The sequence below is a fragment of the Rhodococcus rhodochrous genome (assembly GCF_014854695.1).
Taxonomy (GTDB): domain Bacteria; phylum Actinomycetota; class Actinomycetes; order Mycobacteriales; family Mycobacteriaceae; genus Rhodococcus.
This window is the reverse complement of sequence record NZ_CP027558.1, coordinates 328,857-352,616: the sequence shown is the minus strand read 5'-3', so window position 1 is coordinate 352,616 and position 23,760 is coordinate 328,857. Positions and strand designations below refer to the sequence as shown.

20 protein-coding genes, 4 pseudogenes and 1 riboswitch are annotated in these 23,760 nt (G+C 62.8%); of the genes and pseudogenes, 14 read left to right on the top strand and 10 right to left on the bottom strand.

Going from position 1 to position 23,760, the window contains the following annotated elements:
- Positions 1–2: 2 nt before the first annotated feature.
- The 4 genes and pseudogenes from C6Y44_RS28510 to C6Y44_RS26425 form a co-directional block, all read left to right on the top strand.
- Positions 3–86 (top strand): annotated as a pseudogene (locus C6Y44_RS28510) (hypothetical protein); the annotation flags it as partial.
- A gap of 61 nt (positions 87–147) precedes the next feature.
- On the top strand, positions 148–429 hold the full coding sequence (locus tag C6Y44_RS26435) for a transposase (RefSeq protein ID WP_054807785.1): 282 nt from the start codon (positions 148–150) through the stop codon (positions 427–429).
- A 113-nt stretch (positions 430–542) separates the two neighbouring features.
- Complete coding sequence (locus C6Y44_RS26430) at positions 543–815, top strand: IS3 family transposase (protein ID WP_192378948.1); 273 nt, start codon at positions 543–545, stop codon at positions 813–815.
- Positions 816–860: 45 nt separating this feature from the next.
- A protein-coding gene (locus tag C6Y44_RS26425) for an IS3 family transposase (RefSeq protein ID WP_225623883.1) occupies positions 861–2,005 on the top strand; the annotation gives its coding sequence in 2 pieces (ribosomal slippage) (positions 861–1,125 and positions 1,125–2,005; 1,146 coding nt in all).
- 534 nt (positions 2,006–2,539) lie between these two features.
- Here the strand turns inward: C6Y44_RS26425 and C6Y44_RS26420 are convergent.
- Positions 2,540–3,568: a helix-turn-helix transcriptional regulator gene (locus C6Y44_RS26420; RefSeq protein ID WP_192378947.1), complete on the bottom strand. Its 1,029-nt coding sequence runs from the start codon at positions 3,566–3,568 to the stop codon at positions 2,540–2,542.
- Between the two features lie 199 nt (positions 3,569–3,767).
- Between C6Y44_RS26420 and C6Y44_RS26415 the strand changes: the two genes are divergently transcribed.
- Positions 3,768–5,195 (top strand): amidase, encoded by a 1,428-nt coding sequence (locus C6Y44_RS26415; RefSeq protein WP_192378946.1) that lies wholly within the window; start codon positions 3,768–3,770, stop codon positions 5,193–5,195.
- A 105-nt stretch (positions 5,196–5,300) separates the two neighbouring features.
- On the opposite strand, the gene C6Y44_RS26410 is transcribed toward C6Y44_RS26415, so the two are convergent.
- The 3 genes from C6Y44_RS26410 to C6Y44_RS26400 form a co-directional block, all read right to left on the bottom strand.
- A complete protein-coding gene (locus C6Y44_RS26410) occupies positions 5,301–7,643 on the bottom strand; it encodes a penicillin acylase family protein (RefSeq protein WP_192378945.1) in 2,343 nt (780 codons plus the stop codon).
- Positions 7,644–7,749: 106 nt separating this feature from the next.
- Complete coding sequence (locus C6Y44_RS26405; RefSeq protein WP_192378944.1) at positions 7,750–9,729, bottom strand: hydantoinase B/oxoprolinase family protein; 1,980 nt, start codon at positions 9,727–9,729, stop codon at positions 7,750–7,752.
- Between the two features lie 26 nt (positions 9,730–9,755).
- Positions 9,756–11,846, bottom strand: a complete 2,091-nt coding sequence (locus tag C6Y44_RS26400; protein ID WP_192378943.1) for a hydantoinase/oxoprolinase family protein — start codon at positions 11,844–11,846, stop codon at positions 9,756–9,758.
- 1,184 nt (positions 11,847–13,030) lie between these two features.
- A riboswitch (cobalamin riboswitch) is annotated at positions 13,031–13,180 on the top strand.
- A gap of 160 nt (positions 13,181–13,340) precedes the next feature.
- On the opposite strand from C6Y44_RS26400, the gene C6Y44_RS26395 reads away from it, so the two are divergent.
- From C6Y44_RS26395 to C6Y44_RS26380, 4 genes are all read left to right on the top strand, one after another.
- Positions 13,341–14,485 (top strand): IS3 family transposase gene (locus C6Y44_RS26395; RefSeq protein WP_225623883.1). Its coding sequence is split into 2 segments (ribosomal slippage): positions 13,341–13,605 and positions 13,605–14,485, totalling 1,146 coding nucleotides; the frame shifts between segments, so codons are not numbered across the junction.
- 137 nt (positions 14,486–14,622) lie between these two features.
- The gene (locus tag C6Y44_RS26390; protein ID WP_192379108.1) at positions 14,623–15,603 is read left to right on the top strand and encodes an ABC transporter substrate-binding protein; all 981 of its coding nucleotides are present in this window, start codon (positions 14,623–14,625) and stop codon (positions 15,601–15,603) included.
- Complete coding sequence (locus C6Y44_RS26385) at positions 15,600–16,715, top strand: FecCD family ABC transporter permease (protein WP_192378941.1); 1,116 nt, start codon at positions 15,600–15,602, stop codon at positions 16,713–16,715. Before C6Y44_RS26390 ends, C6Y44_RS26385 begins: the two co-directional genes overlap by 4 nt.
- The gene (locus tag C6Y44_RS26380) at positions 16,712–17,491 is read left to right on the top strand and encodes an ABC transporter ATP-binding protein (RefSeq protein ID WP_192378940.1); all 780 of its coding nucleotides are present in this window, start codon (positions 16,712–16,714) and stop codon (positions 17,489–17,491) included. Before C6Y44_RS26385 ends, C6Y44_RS26380 begins: the two co-directional genes overlap by 4 nt.
- 186 nt (positions 17,492–17,677) lie before the next feature.
- On the opposite strand, the gene C6Y44_RS26375 is transcribed toward C6Y44_RS26380, so the two are convergent.
- Complete coding sequence (locus C6Y44_RS26375) at positions 17,678–18,157, bottom strand: carboxymuconolactone decarboxylase family protein (RefSeq protein WP_192378939.1); 480 nt, start codon at positions 18,155–18,157, stop codon at positions 17,678–17,680.
- Entirely contained in the window at positions 18,154–18,486 is a 333-nt protein-coding gene (locus C6Y44_RS26370; RefSeq protein ID WP_192378938.1) for a GNAT family N-acetyltransferase, read from the bottom strand. The genes C6Y44_RS26375 and C6Y44_RS26370 overlap by 4 nt, the downstream gene beginning before the upstream one ends.
- A 337-nt stretch (positions 18,487–18,823) precedes the next feature.
- On the opposite strand from C6Y44_RS26370, the pseudogene C6Y44_RS26365 reads away from it, so the two are divergent.
- The 3 genes and pseudogenes from C6Y44_RS26365 to C6Y44_RS26355 all read left to right on the top strand — a co-directional run.
- Positions 18,824–19,213 (top strand): annotated as a pseudogene (locus C6Y44_RS26365) (YceI family protein); the annotation flags it as partial.
- Between the two features lie 110 nt (positions 19,214–19,323).
- Positions 19,324–19,605 (top strand): type II toxin-antitoxin system RelE/ParE family toxin, encoded by a 282-nt coding sequence (locus C6Y44_RS26360; RefSeq protein WP_192378936.1) that lies wholly within the window; start codon positions 19,324–19,326, stop codon positions 19,603–19,605.
- A gap of 59 nt (positions 19,606–19,664) precedes the next feature.
- Complete coding sequence (locus C6Y44_RS26355) at positions 19,665–19,958, top strand: HigA family addiction module antitoxin (RefSeq protein WP_192378935.1); 294 nt, start codon at positions 19,665–19,667, stop codon at positions 19,956–19,958.
- A 32-nt stretch (positions 19,959–19,990) separates the two neighbouring features.
- On the opposite strand, the pseudogene C6Y44_RS28240 reads toward C6Y44_RS26355, so the two are convergent.
- The 4 genes and pseudogenes from C6Y44_RS28240 to C6Y44_RS28235 form a co-directional block, all read right to left on the bottom strand.
- Positions 19,991–20,134: pseudogene (locus C6Y44_RS28240) on the bottom strand (VOC family protein); the annotation flags it as partial.
- Between the two features lie 246 nt (positions 20,135–20,380).
- A pseudogene (locus tag C6Y44_RS26350) lies at positions 20,381–20,851 on the bottom strand (glutathione-dependent formaldehyde dehydrogenase); the annotation flags it as partial.
- Between the two features lie 44 nt (positions 20,852–20,895).
- A complete protein-coding gene (locus C6Y44_RS26345) occupies positions 20,896–21,489 on the bottom strand; it encodes a hypothetical protein (protein ID WP_192378934.1) in 594 nt (197 codons plus the stop codon).
- A 148-nt stretch (positions 21,490–21,637) separates the two neighbouring features.
- The gene (locus C6Y44_RS28235) at positions 21,638–21,964 is read right to left on the bottom strand and encodes a hypothetical protein (protein ID WP_225623864.1); all 327 of its coding nucleotides are present in this window, start codon (positions 21,962–21,964) and stop codon (positions 21,638–21,640) included.
- A 220-nt stretch (positions 21,965–22,184) separates the two neighbouring features.
- Here C6Y44_RS28235 and C6Y44_RS26335 point away from each other — a divergent pair, with 220 nt between their 5' ends.
- Both C6Y44_RS26335 and C6Y44_RS26330 read left to right on the top strand, forming a co-directional pair.
- Positions 22,185–22,472: a helix-turn-helix domain-containing protein gene (locus C6Y44_RS26335; protein WP_016691920.1), complete on the top strand. Its 288-nt coding sequence runs from the start codon at positions 22,185–22,187 to the stop codon at positions 22,470–22,472.
- Positions 22,469–23,725 carry a type II toxin-antitoxin system HipA family toxin gene (locus C6Y44_RS26330; protein ID WP_192378933.1) on the top strand — a complete coding sequence of 419 codons (1,257 nt, stop codon included), beginning with the start codon at positions 22,469–22,471 and terminating at the stop codon, positions 23,723–23,725. The genes C6Y44_RS26335 and C6Y44_RS26330 overlap by 4 nt, the downstream gene beginning before the upstream one ends.
- The last annotated feature ends 35 nt before the right edge of the window (positions 23,726–23,760 follow it).

Sequence of the window (23,760 nt, the reverse complement as noted above, 5' to 3'; positions counted from 1 at the left end):
CAGAGTCCCTTCTCGATCGGTTGATCAACACCAGCCACCAGATCCTGATGGACGGACCGTCCTACTGGCGTGTCCCCTGTGAGTAGGTCCGGGTTGTTCTAGAGTCCTGATTGCCCTGGTAAGGGCGAAGAAGGGACGATAGGGATCATGGCGGGACGCAAACGTCACTCGGCCGAGGACATCGTGCGCAAGCTGCGCCGGGCCGACGAGTTGGCCGCGGAAGGCAAGAACGGCGAGGAGATCGCCGCCGCGCTCGAGGTGTCGGCGGCGACGCTGTACAACTGGCGTCGTCAATACGGCGGCATGGATGCCGATGCGGCGAAGGAGCTCAAGGAACTGCGGGAGCAGAACAGCCGGCTCAAGCGATTGCTCGCAGATGCCGAGTTGGAGAAGGACGCGTTGCGGGAGATCGCGAAGGGAAAATTCTAAGCCCGACCGCCAAACGCGCCGCGATCACCATGCTCACCGACACCCTACAGATGTCGGAGCGGTTCGCGTGCAAGGTCGTTGGGCTCTCCCGATCGGTTTACCGGCGGTTGCCGTTGGCGCAGACACCAGGCGACCCGGACGCCGATCTGCGCGCAGAGTTGCGCAGGTATTCCCGCAAGCATCCGCGGCACGGGTTTCGTCGGGCGTGGGCATGGCTGCGCTACGACCAGGGCATCGAGGTGAACAAGAAGAAGGTGCACCGCCTGTGGAAAGAAGAAGGATTGCAGGTCCGGCGTGCTCCACGCCGCAAACGTGCCGGCCTGTCCTCGGTTCCGGTCGTCGACGCTGATGGCGTGTCCCCTGTGAGTAGGTCCGGGTTGTTCTAGAGTCCTGATTGCCCTGGTAAGGGCGAAGAAGGGACGATAGGGATCATGGCGGGACGCAAACGTCACTCGGCCGAGGACATCGTGCGCAAGCTGCGCCGGGCCGACGAGTTGGCCGCGGAAGGCAAGAACGGCGAGGAGATCGCCGCCGCGCTCGAGGTGTCGGCGGCGACGCTGTACAACTGGCGTCGTCAATACGGCGGCATGGATGCCGATGCGGCGAAGGAGCTCAAGGAACTGCGGGAGCAGAACAGCCGGCTCAAGCGATTGCTCGCAGATGCCGAGTTGGAGAAGGACGCGTTGCGGGAGATCGCGAAGGGAAAATTCTAAGCCCGACCGCCAAACGCGCCGCGATCACCATGCTCACCGACACCCTACAGATGTCGGAGCGGTTCGCGTGCAAGGTCGTTGGGCTCTCCCGATCGGTTTACCGGCGGTTGCCGTTGGCGCAGACACCAGGCGACCCGGACGCCGATCTGCGCGCAGAGTTGCGCAGGTATTCCCGCAAGCATCCGCGGCACGGGTTTCGTCGGGCGTGGGCATGGCTGCGCTACGACCAGGGCATCGAGGTGAACAAGAAGAAGGTGCACCGCCTGTGGAAAGAAGAAGGATTGCAGGTCCGGCGTGCTCCACGCCGCAAACGTGCCGGCCTGTCCTCGGTTCCGGTCGTCGACGCTGATGCTCCGAATGTGGTGTGGGCATTGGACTTCCAGCTCGATTCGACCGTCGACGGCAAGACGGTGAAGATCGCGTCGATGGTCGATGAACATACCCGGATGTCGTTGTTGAACATCGTGGACCGCTCGATCACCGCCGGCCGGTTGATCGAGGGCTTGGAGAAGGCGTTCGCGATGTGGGGTGGGCCGCCGCTGGTGTTGCGCATGGACAATGGGCCTGAGTTCATCTCGGAAGCGCTGCGGGACTTCTGTGCTGGGTCGGTGGGGGTGTCCTACATTCCGCCGGGCACGCCGTGGAACAACGGGTTCATCGAGTCGTTCAACAACCGGTTGCGCGATGAGTGTCTGAACCGCAACTACTGGCCCACTCTGCTCGAGGCCCGGGTGGTGATCGAGGACTTCAAGGACGACCATAATCACCGACACCGTCATTCGGCATTGGGGTACAAGACCCCCGCCGAGTACGCTGCCGGATGCACCCACCGGCACCAACCGGTGGCGTGCGAGATCGACTGATCGACTGCACAGAGGAACCGGCTCTAGAAACGACCGGACCGACTATCGGGGACCTGCCACTACCGGCCACGCAAACGCCCCGGAAACCGCACCGCGGCCGCGAACTGAACCAACCCGAGCACCGGCCCGGCTACCCTCGACTCAGCACACCCGGACATGGGGAATTCCGTGACGGAAACCCCTGGGGAATTACGCGACGGTCGACAGTCAAGGGCCGATAAAACCCGGAGCCGGTCGGCCCGGCCTCACAGGTCACTGCTGTCGGGCCCGGTAGATCTGCAATCCAGGATCGGATGTGCTCGAAGGCCAGCGTCAGTTTGCTCTGGAACACTTCGTCGGTGACGCTATCGAAGGCCGCTGCCGCGACCGAACGTACGTGCACGTGCACGTGCACGTGCAGTCCTACGCTCGTACACGCAGTAAACGCCAGGGCCCCGACCACTGTTGATTGGCCAGGCAAGGGGATTCCCGCTCGGTAGCCTACGAACATGGGTGAGAGGGCCCAGGTCCGCAACCCCTGACTCAACGCCGGGGCTACCCATACCCTCTAGGATGGTTGTATAGAAGGCTCAGACGCAAGATTCCCTCCCTCACTGCAAGAGAGGCGAGCGCGGTGCGGTTGGTGATCCCCACCTTCCCAAGGATGTGCTCCACATGAGTACTCACCGTCCGCGGACTCACATGCAGACGCTCACCGATCTCCTTGTTCGACAAGCCGACCGCGACCAGCGTGGTGACGTCGACTTCCCGGAGTGTCAGGCCCAGCGGTGATTCCGTCTCGCAGATCAGGATGAGTGCATGCCGGTGCCCCGCGACATCGGTGACGAGAATGCGGGCACGTTGCCACCGGTTGGTCTGCTCAAGGGTCGCGACACCACAAACCTGATGACCGAACCCCGCCGAACTCTCCAGTACAGCACAAGCCGCGACGATGCATTCAGGAAAAGGCCCGTCTCCTCCGCTCTGGTCGACAGCGCGAAGACAAATCACCGATCCATTGCGATCGACCAGATAGGACGATGCCCCGGAGTCGATTCCGCTGGCCAACTGCCTGGGCCTGGCATGAAAATCCGACAGTCTACCCAGCGCGGCAGACACAAGCTCAACGCCAACCCGCGCGTCTTCGTCGATGTCCCGTGGGTTGGCGAAACTCATCGTGAGCAGGCCGGTAATTCGACTGTCGGGCGCACGGAGCACTAGCGTCACGCCTTCCTGGTAGCCGATCGGATTCAGGTACTCCTCGTAGACTCTGGTTCGGAAGAAATCATCTCCGAAATCGCGCATACGCATCGGCCGACGGTGTTGCGCCGCTGTCCGATAACTGGGACAGCGCAGATACTCCTGGTTCAGAAAGGCCAACAACGAGGGGTTGTAGCCTATGTTCAACACTGGCTTGTGGGCACCAGTGAACGGATCCTTACTCGATATCATCATGGCGTCGAACTCGGCCAGTTCTCGCAACGGCGCCGCAATGTCAGAGATACCTTGCTCGCCGTGCACCACGTCCGTGGCAACCATCGCGATGCGGCTGATCGCCGCGGCTTGACCATATCCCACGGTCATGTCCTCCTGCACGCCACGCTGCGCAATTCAAACGTCGCAGCCTGTTAGCAATCTGTACCACTCAGCGTCGACTGGTCCCCGCCTTTCCGTCAATCCCGCTCGACGTGCACTACGTCATTTGACCGATGTGCCCGGCGGCCCGTTCGGCCAAGAATCATGCGCACACCGCAGCAACCTCAGTAGGAGAAAGGGAAGGCTAGTGACGACCGATTCAACCCTGCCATACATCACCGCAACCGAAGCGATCAGCCGGTTTCGGAATCGAAGCCTGTCTCCAGTTGAACTTATGGAGGCGGTCATCCAGCGAGCCGAGGACACCAACGGCACACTCAACTGCCTGACTCACGAGTATTTCGAACGAGCCCTCCAACAGGCTCGCGAAGCCGAGAAGACCTATGCCACCAATCCTGACAGCGCACGCCCGCTCGAAGGGGTTCCCTGCGCAATCAAGGATTGGCACTCAGTAGAAGGGGAGATAACCACTTACGGATCCCGACTCTTCAAAGACTTCAGACCCGACCAGACCGCACCCGCCGTGGAACGGCTGCTTGAATCTGGCGCGATCATGCACTGTCGCACTACAACTCCCGAGCATGCCCATGCTGGCGTTACACGCAGCCCGCTGTGGGGAGTGACACGCAATCCCTGGAACCTGGACTACAGTCCCGGGGGATCCTCAGGCGGCTCCGGCGCGGCGGTCGCGGCTGGACTCACCACTATTGCTGACGGCACCGACGGAGGCGGTTCGATCCGGATTCCGGCATCGGCATCGGGCATTTTCGGGTACAAGGCTCCGTTCGGACGCAATCCGACTGACCGAGAGCATCCGAGCGAGGCGGTGCTGCACTATGGCCCATTGACGCGCAGCGTCGCTGACGCCGCACTGATGCAGAACGTGATCTCCGGACAGCATCCGGCCGATCCACATTCGCTGCGGGACAAAGTCACAATCCCCAGCTCATTCCAATCGATCAAGGGAATGAGAGTGGCCCTGTCGATGGACCTGGGCTACTTCGACGTGTCGGCCGAGGTTGAAGCTAATACGCGGGCCCTCGCCGACACTCTGGAAAGTTTGGGTTGCATCGTCGAAGAGATCCACCTTGGTTGGGATGAAAGAGTCTTTGACGCGTGGCTCACCACCTGGGAAGGTCTGTTCTGGGCGCTGGCCGGCGATCAGTTGACCGATCACCGAGACGAACTGGATCCATTCGTCGTGAAACTCATCGAGAGCGGCTCCCAGCGCACCCTCAAAGAGTTCTACGGTGTAAACGCTACTCGACTATCGATGTACCAGGAGATCAACAAGAAGGTCTTCGACTCCTATGACGTGATGATCACGCCGACACTCGCGGTGCCGTCGGTCCTAGCGGATCACGCCAATGACGACGAGTCCTTCACCATCGACGGCCGCCCCGCGTCTGCGTACTTGGGATGGGCAATGACGTATCCGTTCAATATCCTCAGCACGTTGCCTGTCGCCTCGGTTCCGTCCGGGTTCTCCCCGACTACGGGAGTTCCTACTGGCATGCAGATCGTCGGCAAGGCCTACGACGACCTTACTGTTTTCCAGTTGTCTGCAGCACTCGAAGAAGCCACCCAATGGGCCAACCGAGTGCCGTCCCTCTAACCGACCGGTCCTTGACTGGACGTCCCGCGGCGCCCCACCTCCCTCAGTCCAGGTGGGGCGCCGCACGAAGTACATCACGCATTTTCGATCCGTGTCGCAGGTCGGTCAGCCCCCGTCGGGCTCGAAAAGCCACACGGACTCAGCGGCCTTCTCGACGGCCTTCCTCGAGTAGAGGAGGGGGAAATACTCCCCACGCGACCACGGTTCGATCAAGTCTCCGAAGTGCTGTGAGCGCGGATCACCCGACTGACCGGGCGAATTCAGCGCGCGCGACTGATCCCACTGTCCGACATCGATGACAACGCGGAAGGTGGATCCACCGGTCTGCACGAAGTTAGGGTCGTAGGCGGTGTCACAGACAGTGTCGCCGCTGCCGCCACGAGGCACCGGGCCCAGAGTTATCGATGTACCGGTTTCGGGATCCTGGAGTCCGAGTGGATGGCGCAGCGTGGAGGTGTGAAGATCACCCCACCGCCATGTGGCCTCGTCCTCCCCCAGCAAATTTCGACAGTCGGCGTATGCGGAGGCGAGCGAATCGGCAAACACCGTGCGCAGAACTGTCTCGGGTTCTTGCCCCAGTCGGCCGTTCGGTCGCTCGATGAGGCCGAGGAGCACCCGCGAGTCGGCGAGTAGGGCTTCTTCGGGGAGAACCCGTCGGACTGCGGAGGGTACCTGGTCGGCGGGAACAAGTCGGATGAGAGCCTCGGTCAACAGCGCAGGCCGCAGGTGCCTACGGTGCCATACCTCGAACAGCGCTGCCGCTGCAGATTCGGCGCCAAGGTTGCCGTCCCAGTCCCGAAGCATGATCAACGCAGCACTCGGCCCATGCGGCTTCACTCGCTCAAGAACGGCCAGAATGCGCCGAGCGGGAATGCTCATCACGTCGTCCTGCAGACACGCCGCATCCTCGACGGAGCGAATCGTCCCGGACTCTAGAACCTCGTCGATACGGCGCTTGCGATCCGGTGCATACCAGTCATGGGTGACAGTTTCGTCGAGGGGCCGTTCGGGCGGCAGGTTCATCTCGTTGGCCGAGGCAAACCAATCTCGCTCCGGGTTCTCGATGCCAGGCAGTTCGTCAGCGTCGTAGAAGCCGTCCCACTCGTACCTGCCGTCGCCTGGCACGGGGAGCGTGCCGTCCCAGTTCGGCCTACGTGGCGTCAGTCCCGCAGCCTTCCACCCGATGTTGCCGTCGGTATCGGCCCAAATCTGGTTCTCCGGCGGTGCGCCCCACCTGTTCATTGCTGCGGTGAACGAGTCGACGTTCTGGGCTCGCATGTAGTCCATGCTGCCGAGGTAAGGCGCCATTCCTGGTTCGAGCCATGCCGCGCGGACGGCGAAAGCGTGGGTCTCGGTGGAACAGATGACCGGACCGTGCCGGGTAAAGAGTAGTTCCACCTCCACGTCGTCGCCGTCTCGGACCGGAACTGACTGGCATTCGCGTGTCATGTCCTCCCAGTCGTTCCCGTAACGGTACTGGCGAGGATTGTCGGGGTTGAGTTCGTAGACGTACAGATCTTCCTGGTCGATGCTGAACAGGGTCATTCCGAACGCCAGGGTTCCGTTGTGTCCAATCGATATTCCGGGCATTGCCGGCTCTCCACCTCCGATCACGTCGAAGTTCGGTGCCGTGAGGTGGACCAGATAGCGCAGCGACGGCAGGGACAGAGCACGGTGTGGGTCGTTGGCCAGGACAGGGCGACCGTTCACTGTCCGGGATCTACCCAGAACCCAATTGTTGCTTCCTTCCATGAGTGTGGCAGCGGAGGATGGAACCTGCGATGGATCATCAAAGTTCGGGTAGGTGGTGGCCAACTCGTACACGTCGAGAACGTCGTCAGGAATAGCCGCCAGGTCGAGCCCGTCGGGAACGTGCAACGGCACGTAAGGTTCTCGAATCTTGCGCAACTCCTCCACCTCCGGACCGAAGTCGCGGAGGGTCAGCGCTCGCGCGACCTCCTCCCGTAGGTTGTGGAACAGGCCGTGGCTTCGTATTCGGGCGACATCCGACGGTTCCCAGTAGGAGGGCAGATACCCGAACCCTGTGAACTCCGGCGGGAGCTGGTCGGGCGAGTTGCGGACGAAGTCCACGTAGGCGTTGATTCCGGCAACGAAAGACGTAGCGACCCGTTTGGTGTCCGAGCCGTAGGCCAGCCACTCGCTGCGCATTTCTCCGCGGTAGAGAAACAGGCGAGCTGCACGGTCGCGGGCCATGTACTCGGGTCCGAACACTTCCGCCAGTAGGCCGAGACCGCGCCTTCTCCACAGATCGATCTGCCACAGCCGGTCGCGGGCCGCATTGAATCCCTGCGCGAAGAACACATCGTGCGTGGAGTCGGCATAGATGTGCGGAACCCCCCACCGATCGATGATCATCTCGACCGGTGAGTTCAAGCCTCGGACCGCTTGAACATGGCGAGTCACTGTGGAAGCAACCTGCGCGGTCATGTTGTACCCCTTTAGATTCGGATTGATGTCGCATAGGCGCAGAACTCACCGGGCGGGAGTCGATTTCTCGACGAGTGACTCCCGCCCGGTGAACGGTGGATCGGCGTCAGCCGACCTGGTTGCCGTTTTCGTCGAACGCAAGATCGTGATAGTCACTGACGGTGATCTGACCTGATTCGACCAACTTGTTGAAGGCCGGTCCACGGTCGATCAGCTTGAGCGGCGGACGATTCGACTGGATCTCCATGCGTCGACTCACAGTGGCTTCGGCGTCGAGGGTGTACGGGAAGCGAGGATCGTCAGTCTCAACGAGCACCACACCGTAATCTGCCATCGCACTCTCGACAGAGACCAACCCACGATTGACGTCCAGACGCACCGCCTCCGGATCGCGCTTGAGCGGGTCACCCCAGCCGCCGCCACCGGGAGTAGTGATCCGGACAACGTCACCCTTCTTCACCGGAATCATCTGCTTGCGGTACACGAGCTTTTCTTCCTCGGGCGTGCCGGGATTGATGTAACACACGCCCGGAGTGCCTGCCTTGCCACCATTTACGCCGTAAGGACCGAACACCGTGCGGTACGCGGTGATCGACAAGTACCCATCGGCCAGACAGCGGACGTCCTTGAGATACCCCAGACCACCGCGGTACTGACCAGGACCACCAGAATCTGGCAAGAGACCGACGCGCTCGACCAACACCGGATAGCGCTGCTCGATGAACTCGGCGGGAAGATTCTTCGAGTGCGGCACCAGGTCGACGGTGTCGGTGCCATCCGCCCATGGCCGGGCACCCGATCCGGCACCGAAGATCTCACGGTAGAGATACTCGTTGCCGTCCTCGTCGTGACCCCAGATGCCGTAGAGCTGAATGTTGAAAGAGTTGGCGATTACCTTGCCCTTGTGGGCTTTGGCCATTGCGGCATTGTAGGCGCCGATCATGACAAGCATGCATTCCATGCGATCGACGACGGGAGCAGGATGCCGCGCGGAGAGGACGGTGTCCGGTGGGATCATCATCTGCATGACCCGGGACATCCCCTCGTTGACCAGTAGGTCCTGGCCGGCTTCGCCGGCGAGGAATGCGCCCAGCCACTTGATGTAATGGCGGCCGTCCATGGCCCAGTTGACAGGTCCCTCCGCCGTCGCACCGGTACCCGATGCATCGATGACCAACCGATCCTTGTCTTTGTGGATCGTGTATTTGATCTTGATCGGTCGCTCGGAGACGCCGTCTTCCTCGATGAAATCCTCTCCGACATACGTGCCGTCCGGGATGTTGGGCAAGGCGTGGTCCCTGGCATCTTCCGCGCAGCGGTCCATGATCGCGTAGAAAGCGGCCTCGAGCGTATCCGCACCGTACTGATCAACGAGTTCGAGGACGCGCCGCTCCATCAAACGAGTACATGCGATGAAGGCGTCGAGGTCACCCTGGAGCTCACCGGGGAAGCGACTGTTGCGCAAAATGATTCTGCGAGCGTCCTCGTTGAGTTTGCCCGCGTCGTAGAGCTTGATGACTGGGCAGATCGTGCCCTCTTCGTAGATACTCTTGGACTGGATCGGCCAGCTACCCGGCACTGCGCCGCCGACATCGGTGACATGGCCGAACACCTGCGAAAAGCCCAACAGTCGACCTTCACCGAAAATTGGTATGACGACGCAGTAATCGGGCAGATGCCCGATCGTCGCGCACGAACCGTGCACATCGTTGTAGATGTAGACGTCGCCCTCACGAATTTCTTCGATGGGGTACGTGTCGCGAATCGGGTCCGCGGTGGCAGACCACGACACCGTCGTAACGTTGTCACAGTCGAGGGTGTTGATCGAGGCACGGTAGTCGTGCTGCTCACGGATGATGCTACTTCGGGACATCCGTTCGACGACGGCCTCCCCCTCGTCGATCGCCCACTGTAGGGCACCACCGATGACATCGACGGTGAGGGAATCGAGGGTCGGCTTTAACTTCTGGATGCGATCCCACGCCTCATCATCGCGAGGCCAGGACTTCATCCGCATGGGCTCGTACTTCTCGCGGTCCTCGTACGGCGTCATGTCGATCGAAAAGTAGGTCATTTCCTGTGTCATGTCGATTCTCCGTTCGGTACTCGGGCTCAACCGCGGGTTGCGTGGATCTGGCCGGTCTTGTCGACGCTCATCAACCAGCCGGGCTCGAGGACGAACGTGGAGTCCTCTTGAACGACAATCGCCGGACCGGCGGTAGTCACCCCGACCGGAAGTCCGGCGCGTGCGTACACCGGCGTCGAGATGAAACCCCCCTCGTGACCGGCCTTTGCCTCGAAGTAGACGTCGGAGTTTCCGAGGTTGGCCTCCTCCCAGGTCGCGAACTTACTAGCGGCCTCGGTGACGGGCGGTCGACTCAGCTGACCGATGCCGGCAGCAGCAAGTGCAACCAGTTCCACCGGGTCCTGACCTTTGTAGGAGTAGCCGTACGTGCGCTGATGTGCGGCGTGGAACTCCTCGATCGCGGCGGCCCAGTCACTTTCGGACATCTCCAACTCGGCGTCGTCGAAGTGTGAGTTGAGCTGAATTCGGATCTCGTAGGCCTGGCTGCTGTACCGGAAGTCCATGAAAGTCTCCACGCCGGTATCGGCCGGATCGAATCCCTCGCGGTTCGCCGCCGAGAGCGCCTCGGCAGCCACCTTTCGGTACGCGGCCTGCACGTCGGCGAGATCGATCTCGTCCTCGCGCTTGACGTAGGTGTAGACGACGTCGGCACGCAGGTCGGTCATCAGCAGACCTTCTGCACACGCAAGCCCAGGTGCCACCGGCACCAGCACCTTGTTGCTCTGCATGATCTCCGCGCACCGAACGGCATGCAGTCCGCCAGCGCCGCCGAACGGGAACAGCGTGAAATTGCGGGGGTCACGCCCGCGGGCAACGCTTACAAGACTGATGCCGCGAGCCATGTTCTCGCTGGCAAGCCGAAGCACACCCAGCGCCGCCTCTTCCGCGCTCATGCCGAGCTTGTCAGCAAGATTTTCGGTGATGGCCTTTCGCGCTGACTCACGGTCGACCTTGATCGAACCGTCGCCGAAGCTCGCTTCGGGAATACGACCGAGTACGACGTGCGCGTCGGTCACTGTTGCTTGCGTACCGCCTTTTCCGTATGCCGCCGGACCAGGGCTCGCGCCCGCACTCTGCGGCCCGACCCGAAGCGATTCACCTCCGACGATAGAGGCGATCGAACCGCCACCCGCGCCGAGCGTGGTGATGTCCACCATCGGAGTCTTGATGTTGTAATGCTCGATCCTGCCTTCGGCGAGCATGTGAGGCTTACCGCCCTCGATCAAACAGATGTCGGTACTGGTACCTCCCATGTCCAGGGTAATGAGATCAGGCTCACCGGCTGCCTCACCGAATGTGCACGCCGCCAGCACGCCGGCCGCCGGACCGGAAAGAACCGCCTTGATCGGTTGGATGGCGATATCCGAATCGTGCACCAGGCCACCGTTTGACTGCATTACAAAGAGTTGCGACATGCTGCCGGTGTCGCTGATCGCGTTTCCCAGTTGGCTGACATATCGGGACAGCGCTGGCATGAGTGCGGTGTTGAGGCACGTACTCAGAGTGCGTTCGTACTCACGGTATTCGCGGCTCAGGTCCGACGAGAGTGTGATGAAGCAGCCCGGGTGCACCTCGGCGAAGATGTCCCGCACCGCCTGCTCGTGCGCGGGGTTCCGGTAGCTGTTGAGAAGTGAAACCGCAACAGCCTCGATGCCCATGTCCTTGAACTGCTGAGCGACCGCACGGACCGAATCGGCATCGAGCGGGACGAGTTCGTCGCCATTGTGGGCAAGGCGCCCGGTGACCTCGCGAACCAGTTCGAGAGGGACCACACGCGGTGGCTTCTCCCAGACCGCGATGTTGCCGAAGCCGCCCGGAACGGTCTGCCGGGCGGTCTCCAGGACCTCGCGATGTCCTCTAGCGACGACCAGTCCGGCCTCGCTGTACTTGCTCTCGAGAATCGCGTTGGTCGCCACAGTCGTACCGTGCATGACAAGTACGACACCGTCAGGGCTGACACCCAGGTCCTTCAAACCGCGCAGTCCGTTGGTGAAACTTTCAGATGGGTCCCATGGCGTCGATGGCACCTTCTCATATACGCGGCGACCGGTCTCTTCTTCGATCGCCACCACGTCGGTGAACGTGCCTCCGATATCAATTCCCACGCGCCAGGTCATCTCTGTCCTCTCCCGGTGTCGAATCAGGTGGGCGGACGACGCAGCGAACTTCATCAAGATAGAAAGTGACCTCAGCCACATCGCCCTGTTGGTGGTGTCCAGTACATACGTGGACAGAAGCGGCTACAAGAGACATCCCCACAGTCTCCTCAGACAACAATTGTGCAGATGCTCAATCACTCCCGTACGAACCGATCCTGCGGCGCTCGGAACGGGAAAGATTCACAAAATGCCCCGGTACTGCCCTTGCGCGAGATGGACCGGTCCAAGCATTCGAATCCTCAGGTCTCTCCAGCTTGACTAGCGCCATCGCGCTGCCGGAAACGTCGAGCACATAAGTCTGCTGTAGATACATGCACGGCAACATCGATCTGCCTCGCATAGATTTACAAGAGACATGCCGGACCTCGAGCTTGACATCGACGACGTCGTACCGATCGATCCTCATGTCAGCCGAACTGGAGCTGCGCTAATTGTGAATCCCCTGCCAGCAAACTCGTAGTACGAACTCCGGGAGATGCTCAATTCAGTGTGTCTTACGGCGCGGCGACCATGCTGACCACCGGAAGGCAGGTGTGGAGCAGGTCGATTCAGCTGCAGCAGTTGCAGAGCGGCTGCAACTGTAGATGTGAAGGGCCCGCTGCTACATGTCCGACGCCCTCGAATCTGCCTATCCGGCAATCTGGAAGGTATAGGTGGAGGTACGGGTCTCGGATTGCCGGATCCTTGAGAAGAGTGCGACGGGAGGCTCGCGCAATGATGCATTGAAATGCTTCCAGCTCAAGTTGTCCCCCCTCGACGGCCATTGTTACCGTGAGGTCGTAGCTGGCCACTTCGAATCCCACCTGAATGACGACTTCCGGGATGACCGAGTTTACCGACCCGGCGTGATGCTCGAACTTCCTGCACCAGGTAACCCCGTGCAGTACTCTTTCCGTCCATCATCGCTACCTCATTACGGTGCACATGAATGTCCGACCCACCTGCTCGCCCCACAGCAGCAACGTCCCCCTACGATACAAATCCATCGATAACCATCCATCGATGGATCTGTTGCAGATCCGCCTCGGCGCATCGGCCAGTGGCCGGTGCTACCCGCCCAGCGTTTCGCCGATCGAGGAGACCGACCTCAGCCCGCGACACGTGCCACCGCGTCTGTTTCGACCCCGAACAAGGGTGGTCTCACATTATCGAACCGGCCATGTGCATAATGACGCGAACGTTGCTGACACCCAACGCAGGGGAAGTCCGGTCGAAGTCCGGCGCTGACCCGCAACGGTAGACCGTCGACCTCGGCGGTGAGCCCGAATACCTGCCTGGGGGGGTCTGCGACTCCGATACATCGCCGTGGTCTGCGAGACGGAGTCCAGCAGGGCAGTTCGTGCACCCTTCGGTGCCTGCTGTCGTGGTGGTGGCGTGTCCCCTGTGAGTAGGTCCGGGTTGTTCTAGAGTCCTGATTGCCCTGGTAAGGGCGAAGAAGGGACGATAGGGATCATGGCGGGACGCAAACGTCACTCGGCCGAGGACATCGTGCGCAAGCTGCGCCGGGCCGACGAGTTGGCCGCGGAAGGCAAGAACGGCGAGGAGATCGCCGCCGCGCTCGAGGTGTCGGCGGCGACGCTGTACAACTGGCGTCGTCAATACGGCGGCATGGATGCCGATGCGGCGAAGGAGCTCAAGGAACTGCGGGAGCAGAACAGCCGGCTCAAGCGATTGCTCGCAGATGCCGAGTTGGAGAAGGACGCGTTGCGGGAGATCGCGAAGGGAAAATTCTAAGCCCGACCGCCAAACGCGCCGCGATCACCATGCTCACCGACACCCTACAGATGTCGGAGCGGTTCGCGTGCAAGGTCGTTGGGCTCTCCCGATCGGTTTACCGGCGGTTGCCGTTGGCGCAGACACCAGGCGACCCGGACGCCGATCTGCGCGCAGAGTTGCGCAGGTATTCCCGCAAGCATCCGCGGCACGGGTTTCGTCGGGCGTGGGCATGGCTGCGCTACGACCAGGGCATCGAGGTGAACAAGAAGAAGGTGCACCGCCTGTGGAAAGAAGAAGGATTGCAGGTCCGGCGTGCTCCACGCCGCAAACGTGCCGGCCTGTCCTCGGTTCCGGTCGTCGACGCTGATGCTCCGAATGTGGTGTGGGCATTGGACTTCCAGCTCGATTCGACCGTCGACGGCAAGACGGTGAAGATCGCGTCGATGGTCGATGAACATACCCGGATGTCGTTGTTGAACATCGTGGACCGCTCGATCACCGCCGGCCGGTTGATCGAGGGCTTGGAGAAGGCGTTCGCGATGTGGGGTGGGCCGCCGCTGGTGTTGCGCATGGACAATGGGCCTGAGTTCATCTCGGAAGCGCTGCGGGACTTCTGTGCTGGGTCGGTGGGGGTGTCCTACATTCCGCCGGGCACGCCGTGGAACAACGGGTTCATCGAGTCGTTCAACAACCGGTTGCGCGATGAGTGTCTGAACCGCAACTACTGGCCCACTCTGCTCGAGGCCCGGGTGGTGATCGAGGACTTCAAGGACGACCATAATCACCGACACCGTCATTCGGCATTGGGGTACAAGACCCCCGCCGAGTACGCTGCCGGATGCACCCACCGGCACCAACCGGTGGCGTGCGAGATCGACTGATCGACTGCACAGAGGAACCGGCTCTAGAAACGACCGGACCGACTATCGGGGACCTGCCAGTGGGTCCCGGTTCGCAGACCACCCCGAGCAGAGCACGAGGTGTCATGTTCGTCCACCACCGCCCGTTCCGACGCCACATGATCGCGTTCACATCGATGGCGACCGCAGCTCTGGTGCTGGTCGGTTGTTCCCGTGGAACGAGCATGACGGAGGTCGAAGCCGCCGAAGCGTTCACCGAACCGGTGACCGTCACGAACTGCGAGCGCACTGCCACCTTCGATGCCCCGCCGCAGCGCATCATCTCGATGAACGACCACGTCACTGAAACACTGATCCAGATGGGCGTCGGTGACCGCATCGTAGGTATGGGTTACGGCGAACAACTCGATCCTCTACCCGAGACCGTAGAGCAGTACCGCGCCATCCCGTCGCTCGCACAGGAGTATCCGACCTCCGAACAGATCCTCGACCTCGAACCCGACCTCGTCGTCGGCGGTATGCGAAGCGCATTCGACGAAAAACAGGGCCGCGACCGTGACACCCTCGAGGCTGCCGGAATCGCGACCTTCCTGTTCTCCGAGTACTGCGGTCAGGGTTTCCCGGGCATCGCTCTGCTCGAGAACGACTTCACGCAGCTCGGAACGATCCTCGGCGTCGAGGAGGCGGCAGCGGAACTGACCGGGCGGATCACCTCCGGCCTCGAAGACATTCGAGCCCGCCTCGAAGCCGCCGGGGTGCAACCGATCCGAGCCTTCTTCTACGACTCCGGCGAAGCAGAACCCCTCTCCGTCGGCGGGGTCGGCATCGGAAATCTCATCGGTGAGTACGCGGGCCTCGAGAACATCACGGCCGACGGACCCAAGCCCTACTTCGCGACCAGTTGGGAAGTCGTCGGCGAACGCCGACCCGAAGCAATCGTGGTACTCGACTACGGACCCACCAGCGCCACCGACAAGATCGCGTTCCTGCAGGATCATCCCGTCATGGCGACCACCCCCGCCGTCCGAGACAACCGCTTCGTCGTCGTCCCACTCGACGACTTCTTCGAAAGCTCCCGCATGGTCAACTCCGTCGAAACCATTGCGCACGCATTCCATCCGGAAGTCTTCGTCGAATGAGCACGGTCGCCGAAGCGTCTCTTCGTGTATCGCCGACCTCGACCGACAACGCGCAGAAGAGCAATCACCACCGGCCACTGGGAGCGGTACTGACGCTGCTCGCCACAACCCTCGTTCTCGTGGTCGTCGTGGCGGTCTCGCTGGGCACGATCACCATTCCGCCCGGCGACGTGTGGGCCATCGTCGCCCACCGCATCTCCCCCGTCTCCCTCGAGGCGGTGTGGGGTCGTCCGTGGTGGAGCGCCACCCGGGAAGCGATCGTCTTCGAGTCCCGACTACCTCGCGCTCTGACCGCCGCAATCGTGGGCGCCGCGTTGGCCGTTGCGGGGGCTGTCGCGCAGGCGGTGACCCGCAATCCCCTTGCCGACCCCTACCTTCTCGGAGTGTCCTCGGGTGCCGGCTTCGGAGTCGCCACCGTCACCGTCCTCGGATTCGGTGCCGGCACCGTCGGAATCGTCACTCTGCCGGTCGCTGCCTTCCTCGGAGCCCTCATACCGCTCGCCGTCACCATCGTGGTGAGTATGCGGGCGAATTCGGTGACCGCGATCGTTCTCGTCGGGGTCGCATTGTCGATGGTGTTCTCATCCCTCGTCACCTTCGTCCTGCTCGTCCTCGGCGACGTGCATCAGCTCGGCACCGTGATGCAATGGCTCGCAGGCGGCTTCGGCGACGCCCGATGGACGTCCCTGATCGCGCCCACCCTGGTTCTCCTTGTTGTCGGAACCGCTGTCGTACTGTGCAGTCGCCAACTCAATCTGCTACTCACCGGCGACGACGGAGCCACCGCGCTCGGCATGAACGTTCCGCGATTCCGGGTCCTGATCCTGCTCGCCGTGTCCCTACTCGCCGCCGCAGCCGTCGCAGTATCGGGCACGATCGGATTCGTAGGTCTGCTCGTCCCCCATCTGGCCGCTTTTCTCGTCGGCCGCAACGCGGCGCGCCTCGTCCCCACCGCTGCTCTACTCGGGGCGGTCGCTCTCGTACTCGCCGACATCCTCGCTCGATCTTTGAGCAACACCACCGAACTACCGATCGGTGTCATCACCGGACTCATAGGAGGACCGATCTTCATCGCCATGCTGTGGCGACGCTACCGTCAGGGCAGCCGATGACCCGGCTCCGCGCTTGCGGAGTGCAAGCCCGACTCGGAGAGCGCACCGTTCTTCATGGCGCCGATCTCGACGTCGTCCCCGGCGAAGTCCTCGCGCTGGTCGGACCGAACGGCAGCGGTAAGACCACCCTGCTGCGTACCTGCTATCGCGCCCTGTCAGTGACGGACGGGGCGATCCTGCTCGACGACGAGAACATCCGCGACCTGCGCCGACGTCAGATGGCACGCACCATCGGGGTCAGTCCACAGGAACCCGTGGCCTTCGGTGGTGTCACCGTTCGTGAGTCCGTGCGGCTCGGCCGTTCCGCCCGGCGCGGCTGGCTCGAGCCCTTCCGCAAGGACGACGAGGACGTGGTCGCGCGTGTACTCGATCAGGTCTCTCTGTCCTCGTATGCCGACCGTGATGTCACGGAGCTGTCCGGCGGTGAGCGTCAGCGCGTGTCGATCGCCCGTGCTCTCGCACAGGACCCGCAGGTACTGCTCCTCGATGAACCGACCAACCACCTCGACCTACGTCATCAACTCGGCGTACTCGACCTTCTACGCGCACTTGCTGCCGACGGCCTCGCGGTGCTCGTCACTCTGCACGATTTACGCCTCGCGGCCGAATACTGCGACCGCATAGCGGTACTCGATGCCGGCCAGGTGATCGATGCCGGCGTACCCGAGCACGTCCTGACCCCCGAACTACTCGACGCCGTCTTCGGTGTGCGCGGACGCATTCGCACCGATGAGGGGCGACGAATTCTCGAGCTGCACGGACTCATTGAGGACTGACTGCGGCCCGAGAAATAGATCTTCGTCGGATTGATGATCCCGCGCGGCACCCGCAGCCGGGCCTGCTCGACCGGAAATGCGAGGTCGCTGCCGTTGCTGATCACCACTGCCGTGGCACCCGGTGGTGCCGTGCCGGTATCGGGATATTTCTGCGCATGGATATCGAATGGAAATTCGGGGCGTCAGCTAGGAGTCCGAGGTGCAGGGACGGACACGGTGCCGGCTGAGGATCGAGATGCGGTTGAACGCGTTCATCGCGATGGCCACCCACACGATCGCCGAGAGCTGGTCGTCGGTGAGGTGGGCGCGGGCGTCGGCGTAGTCGCGATCCTGGAGGTCGGGTGTCGGCAGAGTCGTCACCGTTTCGGCGAGGGTCAGCGCGGCGCGCTCGCGGTCGGTGAACAGCTCGGTCTCCCGCCAGGCGGGCAGGACAGCGAGGCGCTGCGGTGATTCCCCACCGGCGAGGGCGTCGCGGGTGTGCACGTCGAGGCAGTAGGCGCAGCCGTTGATCTGGGAGATGCGGATGTTGACCAGTTCGACGAGTGTGCGGTCGAGTCCCGCATGGGCGACTGCGTCGCGGACGGCGACCGCGACGGCGACCTGTGCGCGGTAGACGGGGCGGGTCTGCTTGTCGATTGAAATGCGGGCGGGTGTGGCTGTGGTCATGGCTGGGTCTCCGGCCAGTCGATGAGGTGGTCGTAGTTGTGGTGTGTACGCAGGTATTTCGCGACGTAGGGGCACACCGGGACGATGCGTTCGCCGGCGGCGACGTCGTCGAGCGCGAATTCCACGAGCCGGGCGGCTAGACCGAGGCCACCGTAGGCAGGATCGACTTCGGTGTGGACGAACACTCGTCGGGAGTCGCTGCCGGTGCGGGTGCGGTATCGGGTGAAGCCGATGACGGTGTCGCCGTCGCGGAGTTCGTAGCGGTGCCGCTCGGGGGCATGGGCGACGGTGATGTTCGTGAGGCGGGGGTCGGGAGTGTCGGTGCTCATCTCGTGCCCTTCCTGGGGAGAACGTATGCGGCTCAGCCTAACAGAAGTAATTGACTACGCAACTATATGGCGTGGGTCCATCGGCTCGGAGATCGGACGCACCGGAGAACCTCATGCCTCCGGAGGCGAGCATCGGCCCTGCAACAACAGGCGCCCGCGCCTCCGGGCGTCGAGCAGGAAGCTGTGCAGAAACCGGATGTCCGGAACGCACAGGTACGCAAGTGATTCGATCCTGGGTGGTGGCGTGCGCACAGTGACCCCGTTTAGCTGACACATCAACAATTTCAGAGTTACGGTCCAATCGTTGCTCAGTCAACCACTTGTCCCGAGGAGTTCCATGCCCACCGCACTCGCACTTCCCGACCTGACCACCGGCACCTGGGCCATCGACCCGGTCCACTCGACCGTCGAGTTCTCCGTTCGACACCTAATGGTGAGCAAAGTGCGCGGCACCTTCAACGACTTTTCCGGTATGATCACCGTGCCCGACGCCGGTGAGCCCTCGGTCGACGCCCCGATCGCCGTAGCCTCGATCGACACCCGTCACGCCGACTGGGACGCGCACATCGCCTCGCCGGATTTCTTCGACGCCGTGCAGTACCCGACCGCACAGTTCACCTCCACCGCTCTGCGTCCCGCAGGAGCGAACCTGGTACTCGAAGGCGAGTTCACCCTGCACGGGGTGACCCGCCCGATCGCGCTGACGCTCGACTTCCACGGAGTCAACCGACCCCGCTGACACCCCGCACCGCTGACATCGCCAGTCAGAACGCGTCCGATCTCACCAATGGGGATGTAACGCTATGCGTTATTAACGCGGTGCGTTATGCTGACCGGGTGATCGAATCGTTCGCCGACAAAGGGACCGAGCGAGTCTTTCACCGGCAGTTCTCCAAGAAACTCCCACAGGACATTCAGCGGATCGCACGCCGGCGACTGCTGCTGGTCGACGCGGCTACCGATATCAACGATCTGCGGGCACCTCCGGGCAACCGCCTGGAGAAGCTCGCCGGGAACCGCGCGGGCCAGTACAGCGTTCGGATCAACGACCAGTACCGCATCTGCTTCACCTGGCGCACCACAGCCGCATACAACGTAGAAATCACCGACTACCACTGACAATCCGACAAAACCGACACTCAGCACCCGCCACACAGAACCGACAAGGAATCCTGACCATGACTGCAGACCTGAGCCCCATTCACCCCGGCGAGATCCTCCGTGAGGACTTCCTCGAACCGCTCGGCATCACCCAGAACCGCCTTGCCACCACCATCGGTGTGCCCCCACGACGGATCAACGAGATCGTGCACGGAAAACGCTCGATCACCGCAGACACCGCACTGCGGCTGGCCAAGGCATTCGGCAACAGCGCACAGTTCTGGCTCAACATCCAGGACCGCTACGAACTCGATATCGCAGCAGACAAGTTGGGCGACACGCTTGCCGGTATCCATCGACTCTCGGCATAACGAAACGATCCTGTCCCTGATCTCCGCGGCCTCCATCTCGTACATTCCCACGGGTCGGACACGAACTCCCAACCCAAGGCCGACCCGTAGAAAGCCATCGCCCGGTCGAGATCCGGGATGCCCAGGTCGATCCAGGTGGGGGTGCCGAGAGGTTGATTCGTGGTGACCGCGCTCATCGCTGCTCCTCCGCCGGGTGGATACACTCGACGCTAGCCCGCGGCACCGACATTCGACGGCAGAGCCAGGGATTCACTGTCGCGCTTCGCGAACCGTCGGCACCTCCCGTTCGGTCCGCATGTCACCACAAGCACACCACTGGATGGCGCACTGCGCCCATGACCACCGGACCACGGTCGAGGCTTGACCGTCCGAGCCCGATCCCACGGGATCGAAGCCGTGCCGCCCGGCCGGGCTACGGCTCGCTACGGCTTGAGGACCACCTTGATGCAGCCGTCTTCCTTCTTCTGGAACTTCTCGTACATCGCCGGCGCCTCATCCAGCGGCGCAGTGTGCGTCTTGAGATCGAGCACGCCCAGCGGATCCGAGGGATCGTCGACCAGCGGCAGCAAATCCTCGGTCCACCGCCGCACATTGCACTGACCCATACGCAGCTGCAGCTGCTTGTCGAACATCGTCATCATCGGCAGCGGATCCTTCATGCCGCCGTAGACCCCGCTGATCGAGATCGTCCCGCCGCGCCGCACGGCGTCGATCGCGGTATACAGCGCATCGAGCCGATCCACCCCGGCCAGCTCCATCGCCTTACGCCCCAGCGGAGATGGCAGCGCACCCACCACCTGGTGGGTCGCCCACGCGATGGGGGAACTGTGGGCTTCCATCCCGACCGCATCGATCACAGCATTCGGGCCACGGCCGCCGGTGAGATCCTTCAACTACTCACCGGCCAAACACCGCTCCGGGCTGATTCTGCCGGCGTTCAGTTGGCGGGAACAGACTCGGTCAGGATTGCATCCAAGTCATCGAGGACCGCGAGGCCGCCGAGGGGACCGACGCCGGTAATCCAGTACGACATGTCGACCACGTGCATGTTCGGAAACAGTTCCTGATCGGTCACGATGGGTGGGACCGACGCCAGGTCATCCGGTGTCGCACTGGTGACAAGAACAGCCCGTACCTCGAAGGCTCCCACAATCGGCACGCGGTACACCCACGCCGGCCGCTCTTCCTTCGTAGAGTGAAAGATCTCGAGTGGGGAGAACGCCATGACCGCCACGGGACCGACCAACACCCGCGCGGTCATGACCTGTCCGAATAGCACGAAGGCTCGAAGGTTGCCGTCCGGCGCCATGTCGGCGAGGTGCTCGACATCGCGCCGGTGACACTGCGGAACTGGATCGAAGCCGCAGAGCGACAGGATTCCCCGACCGTCTCGACGTCGGACCGCGATGTTGGCCTCGATGCGGTGCGTCGACTGCGTTAAGAGACCGCTGAATTTCGCAGGCCGATGAGTTTTTGAAGCCAAAGCCCGCGTTCTTTGCGGCGGCGGAAGTCGGCGGCCGACTGCAGTCATCGTCGACTACATGGACGCGCGCCGTTCCCGTTTCGGGGGTCGATCCGATCTGTGCCGTGCCCACCGAACACGGCATCAGCATCGCCCCGTCCACCTACTACAAGGCCAAGGCTCGCGGACGTGTCTCCGCAGCCGAGCTGGCCGACGCCTACGCCCCGACGCCGTGCACGCGGTGTATGTGGCCGATCGGCGGGTCTACGGTGTCCGCAACCTCTGATACACGATGAAACGCACTGGTCATGACATCGATCGCGATCGGATAGCCCGCCTGATGACGATCGCCGGCATCACCGGCATCGTGCCCGGCAGACGCCGCACGGTCACCACCGAGCGCAATGGTCGAACACCCCGGCATCGAAGATCTGATCGAGCCGCGCAGCATCTCGTTCGTGCGGGTTTGAGCGGTTGGCAAGTAGCCCGGCCTCACTTTGCCGTACATGAGCGTGTAGAAACCCCGCGTTCGGGACGCGTTCATCCACGCCGACCGGACCTGGGTGCCGTACGTCCTGCTCGGGAACGGCGCGCTCTGCGGCCCGCATGGTGGCACATCCGGAGGGCGGCGAGCAGAGCCCTGCGCATGCGGGCTGGCCGGTCAAGCAGCGATGGCGAGACCTTAACCTCTCCACTATGACTACAATTATCGTCATAACGCTAATGTGCGCCGAAGATTCTCGTCATAGGTAAAGGGAGGCGTGGTGGCCGGGTACAAGATCGACCGACAGGTCGTCGCCTTCGGCGAGCACGTGCGCGGCTGGCGCATGGTGCTGGGCCTTACCGCCCAGCAGGTCGCCGAGCGTGCCGACATCACCCGCGACACCCTGCGCAAGATCGAGACCGGGGATCCGGGCGTGAGCTTCCGCAGCGTCGTCCAAGTGCTCCGGGCGCTCGGCGTGCTCGACCAGGCCGTCGACGCGATCGACCCCCTCAACAGCGACATCGGGCGACTGCGGGCAGGCAACCTCACGAAGAAACGCGCCCGATGACCACCGTCGAGGTCTTCATCGATGACAAGGGCTGCGTCCGACCGGTCGGCCAGGCGCACTTCACCCGAAGCCGTGGCCAGATCTCCACGACGTTCCTCTACGACCCTCGATACCTCTCGGGCGATGGCATGAGTATCGACCCGGCACTTCCGCTCGTGGCGGGCTCGCAACACCAGAGCGGCCTCGTGCGAGCCTTCGCCGACAGCGCTCCGGACCGGTGGGGGCGGGACCTGATCGAAAAGGGCGAGCGAGCCCGCGCCCGCGCCCGCGAGGAGAGCAGAGCTCCGCGCCGCCTGGACGACCTCGACTTCCTGCTCGGGGTCAGCGACGATACCCGCCAGGGCGCACTACGCTTCAAGCTCCCCGGGGAAGGAGCATTCCTCGGAAAACCCTCGAGCGTCCCTCGACTGGTATCGCTGCCCGAGTTGCTGCACGCGGCCGACAAGATCGCCTCCGATGAGGATCCTGCACAGGCGATCAAACAGCTCCTCGACACGGGCACGACAGGCCTCGGCGGCGCACGCCCGAAGGCGTCGGTTCGACTCGAGGACGGAGCACTGGCGATCGCGAAGTTCCCGCACGGCAGCGACCAGTGGGACGTGATGGCGTGGGAGGCCACGACACTCGATCTGATGGACAGCGCCGGGATCCGCACCCCCCGCAGGACGCTCACCCACGTTGGAGAACGCAGCGTCCTGATCCTGCGCAGGTTCGATCGCACGGACGAGGGGCACCGCATCGGATACATCAGCGCGATGACGGCCCTCGGCGCATCCGACGGCGAACACCGCGACTACGCCGACATCGCCGAGGCGATCCGGGACCTCTCCCGCTCCCCCAGGGCGGACCACCACGAACTCTTCGACCGCGCCGTCGCCAGCGTGGCACTGGGCAACACCGACGACCACCTGCGCAACCACGGCTTCCTCGCAGACCGCGGCTCGTGGACCATCAGCCCCGCGTTCGACGTGAACCCGACCCCGGACCCGTGGCGGGCAAGGTCGACCTCGATCATGGGGGCCGACACACAGCCCGAAGAAGCCGAAGCCCTACTGGCTCTCGCGGAGGACTGCAGCCTGAACGCCGCACAAGCCCGGGCGAGGATGCGCCGCGTCGCTGGAGCACTGTCCACCTGGCGCGACGCCGCGCGCAACAACGGCGTCCACACGCAGGAGATCACCATGATGGCCGAATCGATCCAGCCGCGGCTCGAAGCCGTGCTCGCGGCTGCGACCACCGGGGCAAGCACATGAGCGGACCGACCGCACGGATCTCCTCGACGAGACCG

Bases quoted from the DNA above. Each gene is read 5' to 3' on its own strand.
- C6Y44_RS26435 (WP_054807785.1), top strand. From the start codon at position 148: ATGGCGGGACGCAAACGTCACTCGGCCGAGGACATCGTGCGCAAGCTG.
- C6Y44_RS26420 (WP_192378947.1), bottom strand. From the start codon at position 3,568: ATGACCGTGGGATATGGTCAAGCCGCGGCGATCAGCCGCATCGCGATG.
- C6Y44_RS26410 (WP_192378945.1), bottom strand. From the start codon at position 7,643: ATGACCGCGCAGGTTGCTTCCACAGTGACTCGCCATGTTCAAGCGGTC.
- C6Y44_RS26405 (WP_192378944.1), bottom strand. From the start codon at position 9,729: ATGACACAGGAAATGACCTACTTTTCGATCGACATGACGCCGTACGAG.
- C6Y44_RS26400 (WP_192378943.1), bottom strand. From the start codon at position 11,846: ATGACCTGGCGCGTGGGAATTGATATCGGAGGCACGTTCACCGACGTG.
- C6Y44_RS26390 (WP_192379108.1), top strand. From the start codon at position 14,623: ATGATCGCGTTCACATCGATGGCGACCGCAGCTCTGGTGCTGGTCGGT.
- C6Y44_RS26385 (WP_192378941.1), top strand. From the start codon at position 15,600: ATGAGCACGGTCGCCGAAGCGTCTCTTCGTGTATCGCCGACCTCGACC.
- C6Y44_RS26380 (WP_192378940.1), top strand. From the start codon at position 16,712: ATGACCCGGCTCCGCGCTTGCGGAGTGCAAGCCCGACTCGGAGAGCGC.
- C6Y44_RS26375 (WP_192378939.1), bottom strand. From the start codon at position 18,157: ATGACCACAGCCACACCCGCCCGCATTTCAATCGACAAGCAGACCCGC.
- C6Y44_RS26370 (WP_192378938.1), bottom strand. From the start codon at position 18,486: ATGAGCACCGACACTCCCGACCCCCGCCTCACGAACATCACCGTCGCC.
- C6Y44_RS26355 (WP_192378935.1), top strand. From the start codon at position 19,665: ATGACTGCAGACCTGAGCCCCATTCACCCCGGCGAGATCCTCCGTGAG.
- C6Y44_RS26345 (WP_192378934.1), bottom strand. From the start codon at position 21,489: ATGACTGCAGTCGGCCGCCGACTTCCGCCGCCGCAAAGAACGCGGGCT.
- C6Y44_RS28235 (WP_225623864.1), bottom strand. From the start codon at position 21,964: ATGAACGCGTCCCGAACGCGGGGTTTCTACACGCTCATGTACGGCAAA.
- C6Y44_RS26330 (WP_192378933.1), top strand. From the start codon at position 22,469: ATGACCACCGTCGAGGTCTTCATCGATGACAAGGGCTGCGTCCGACCG.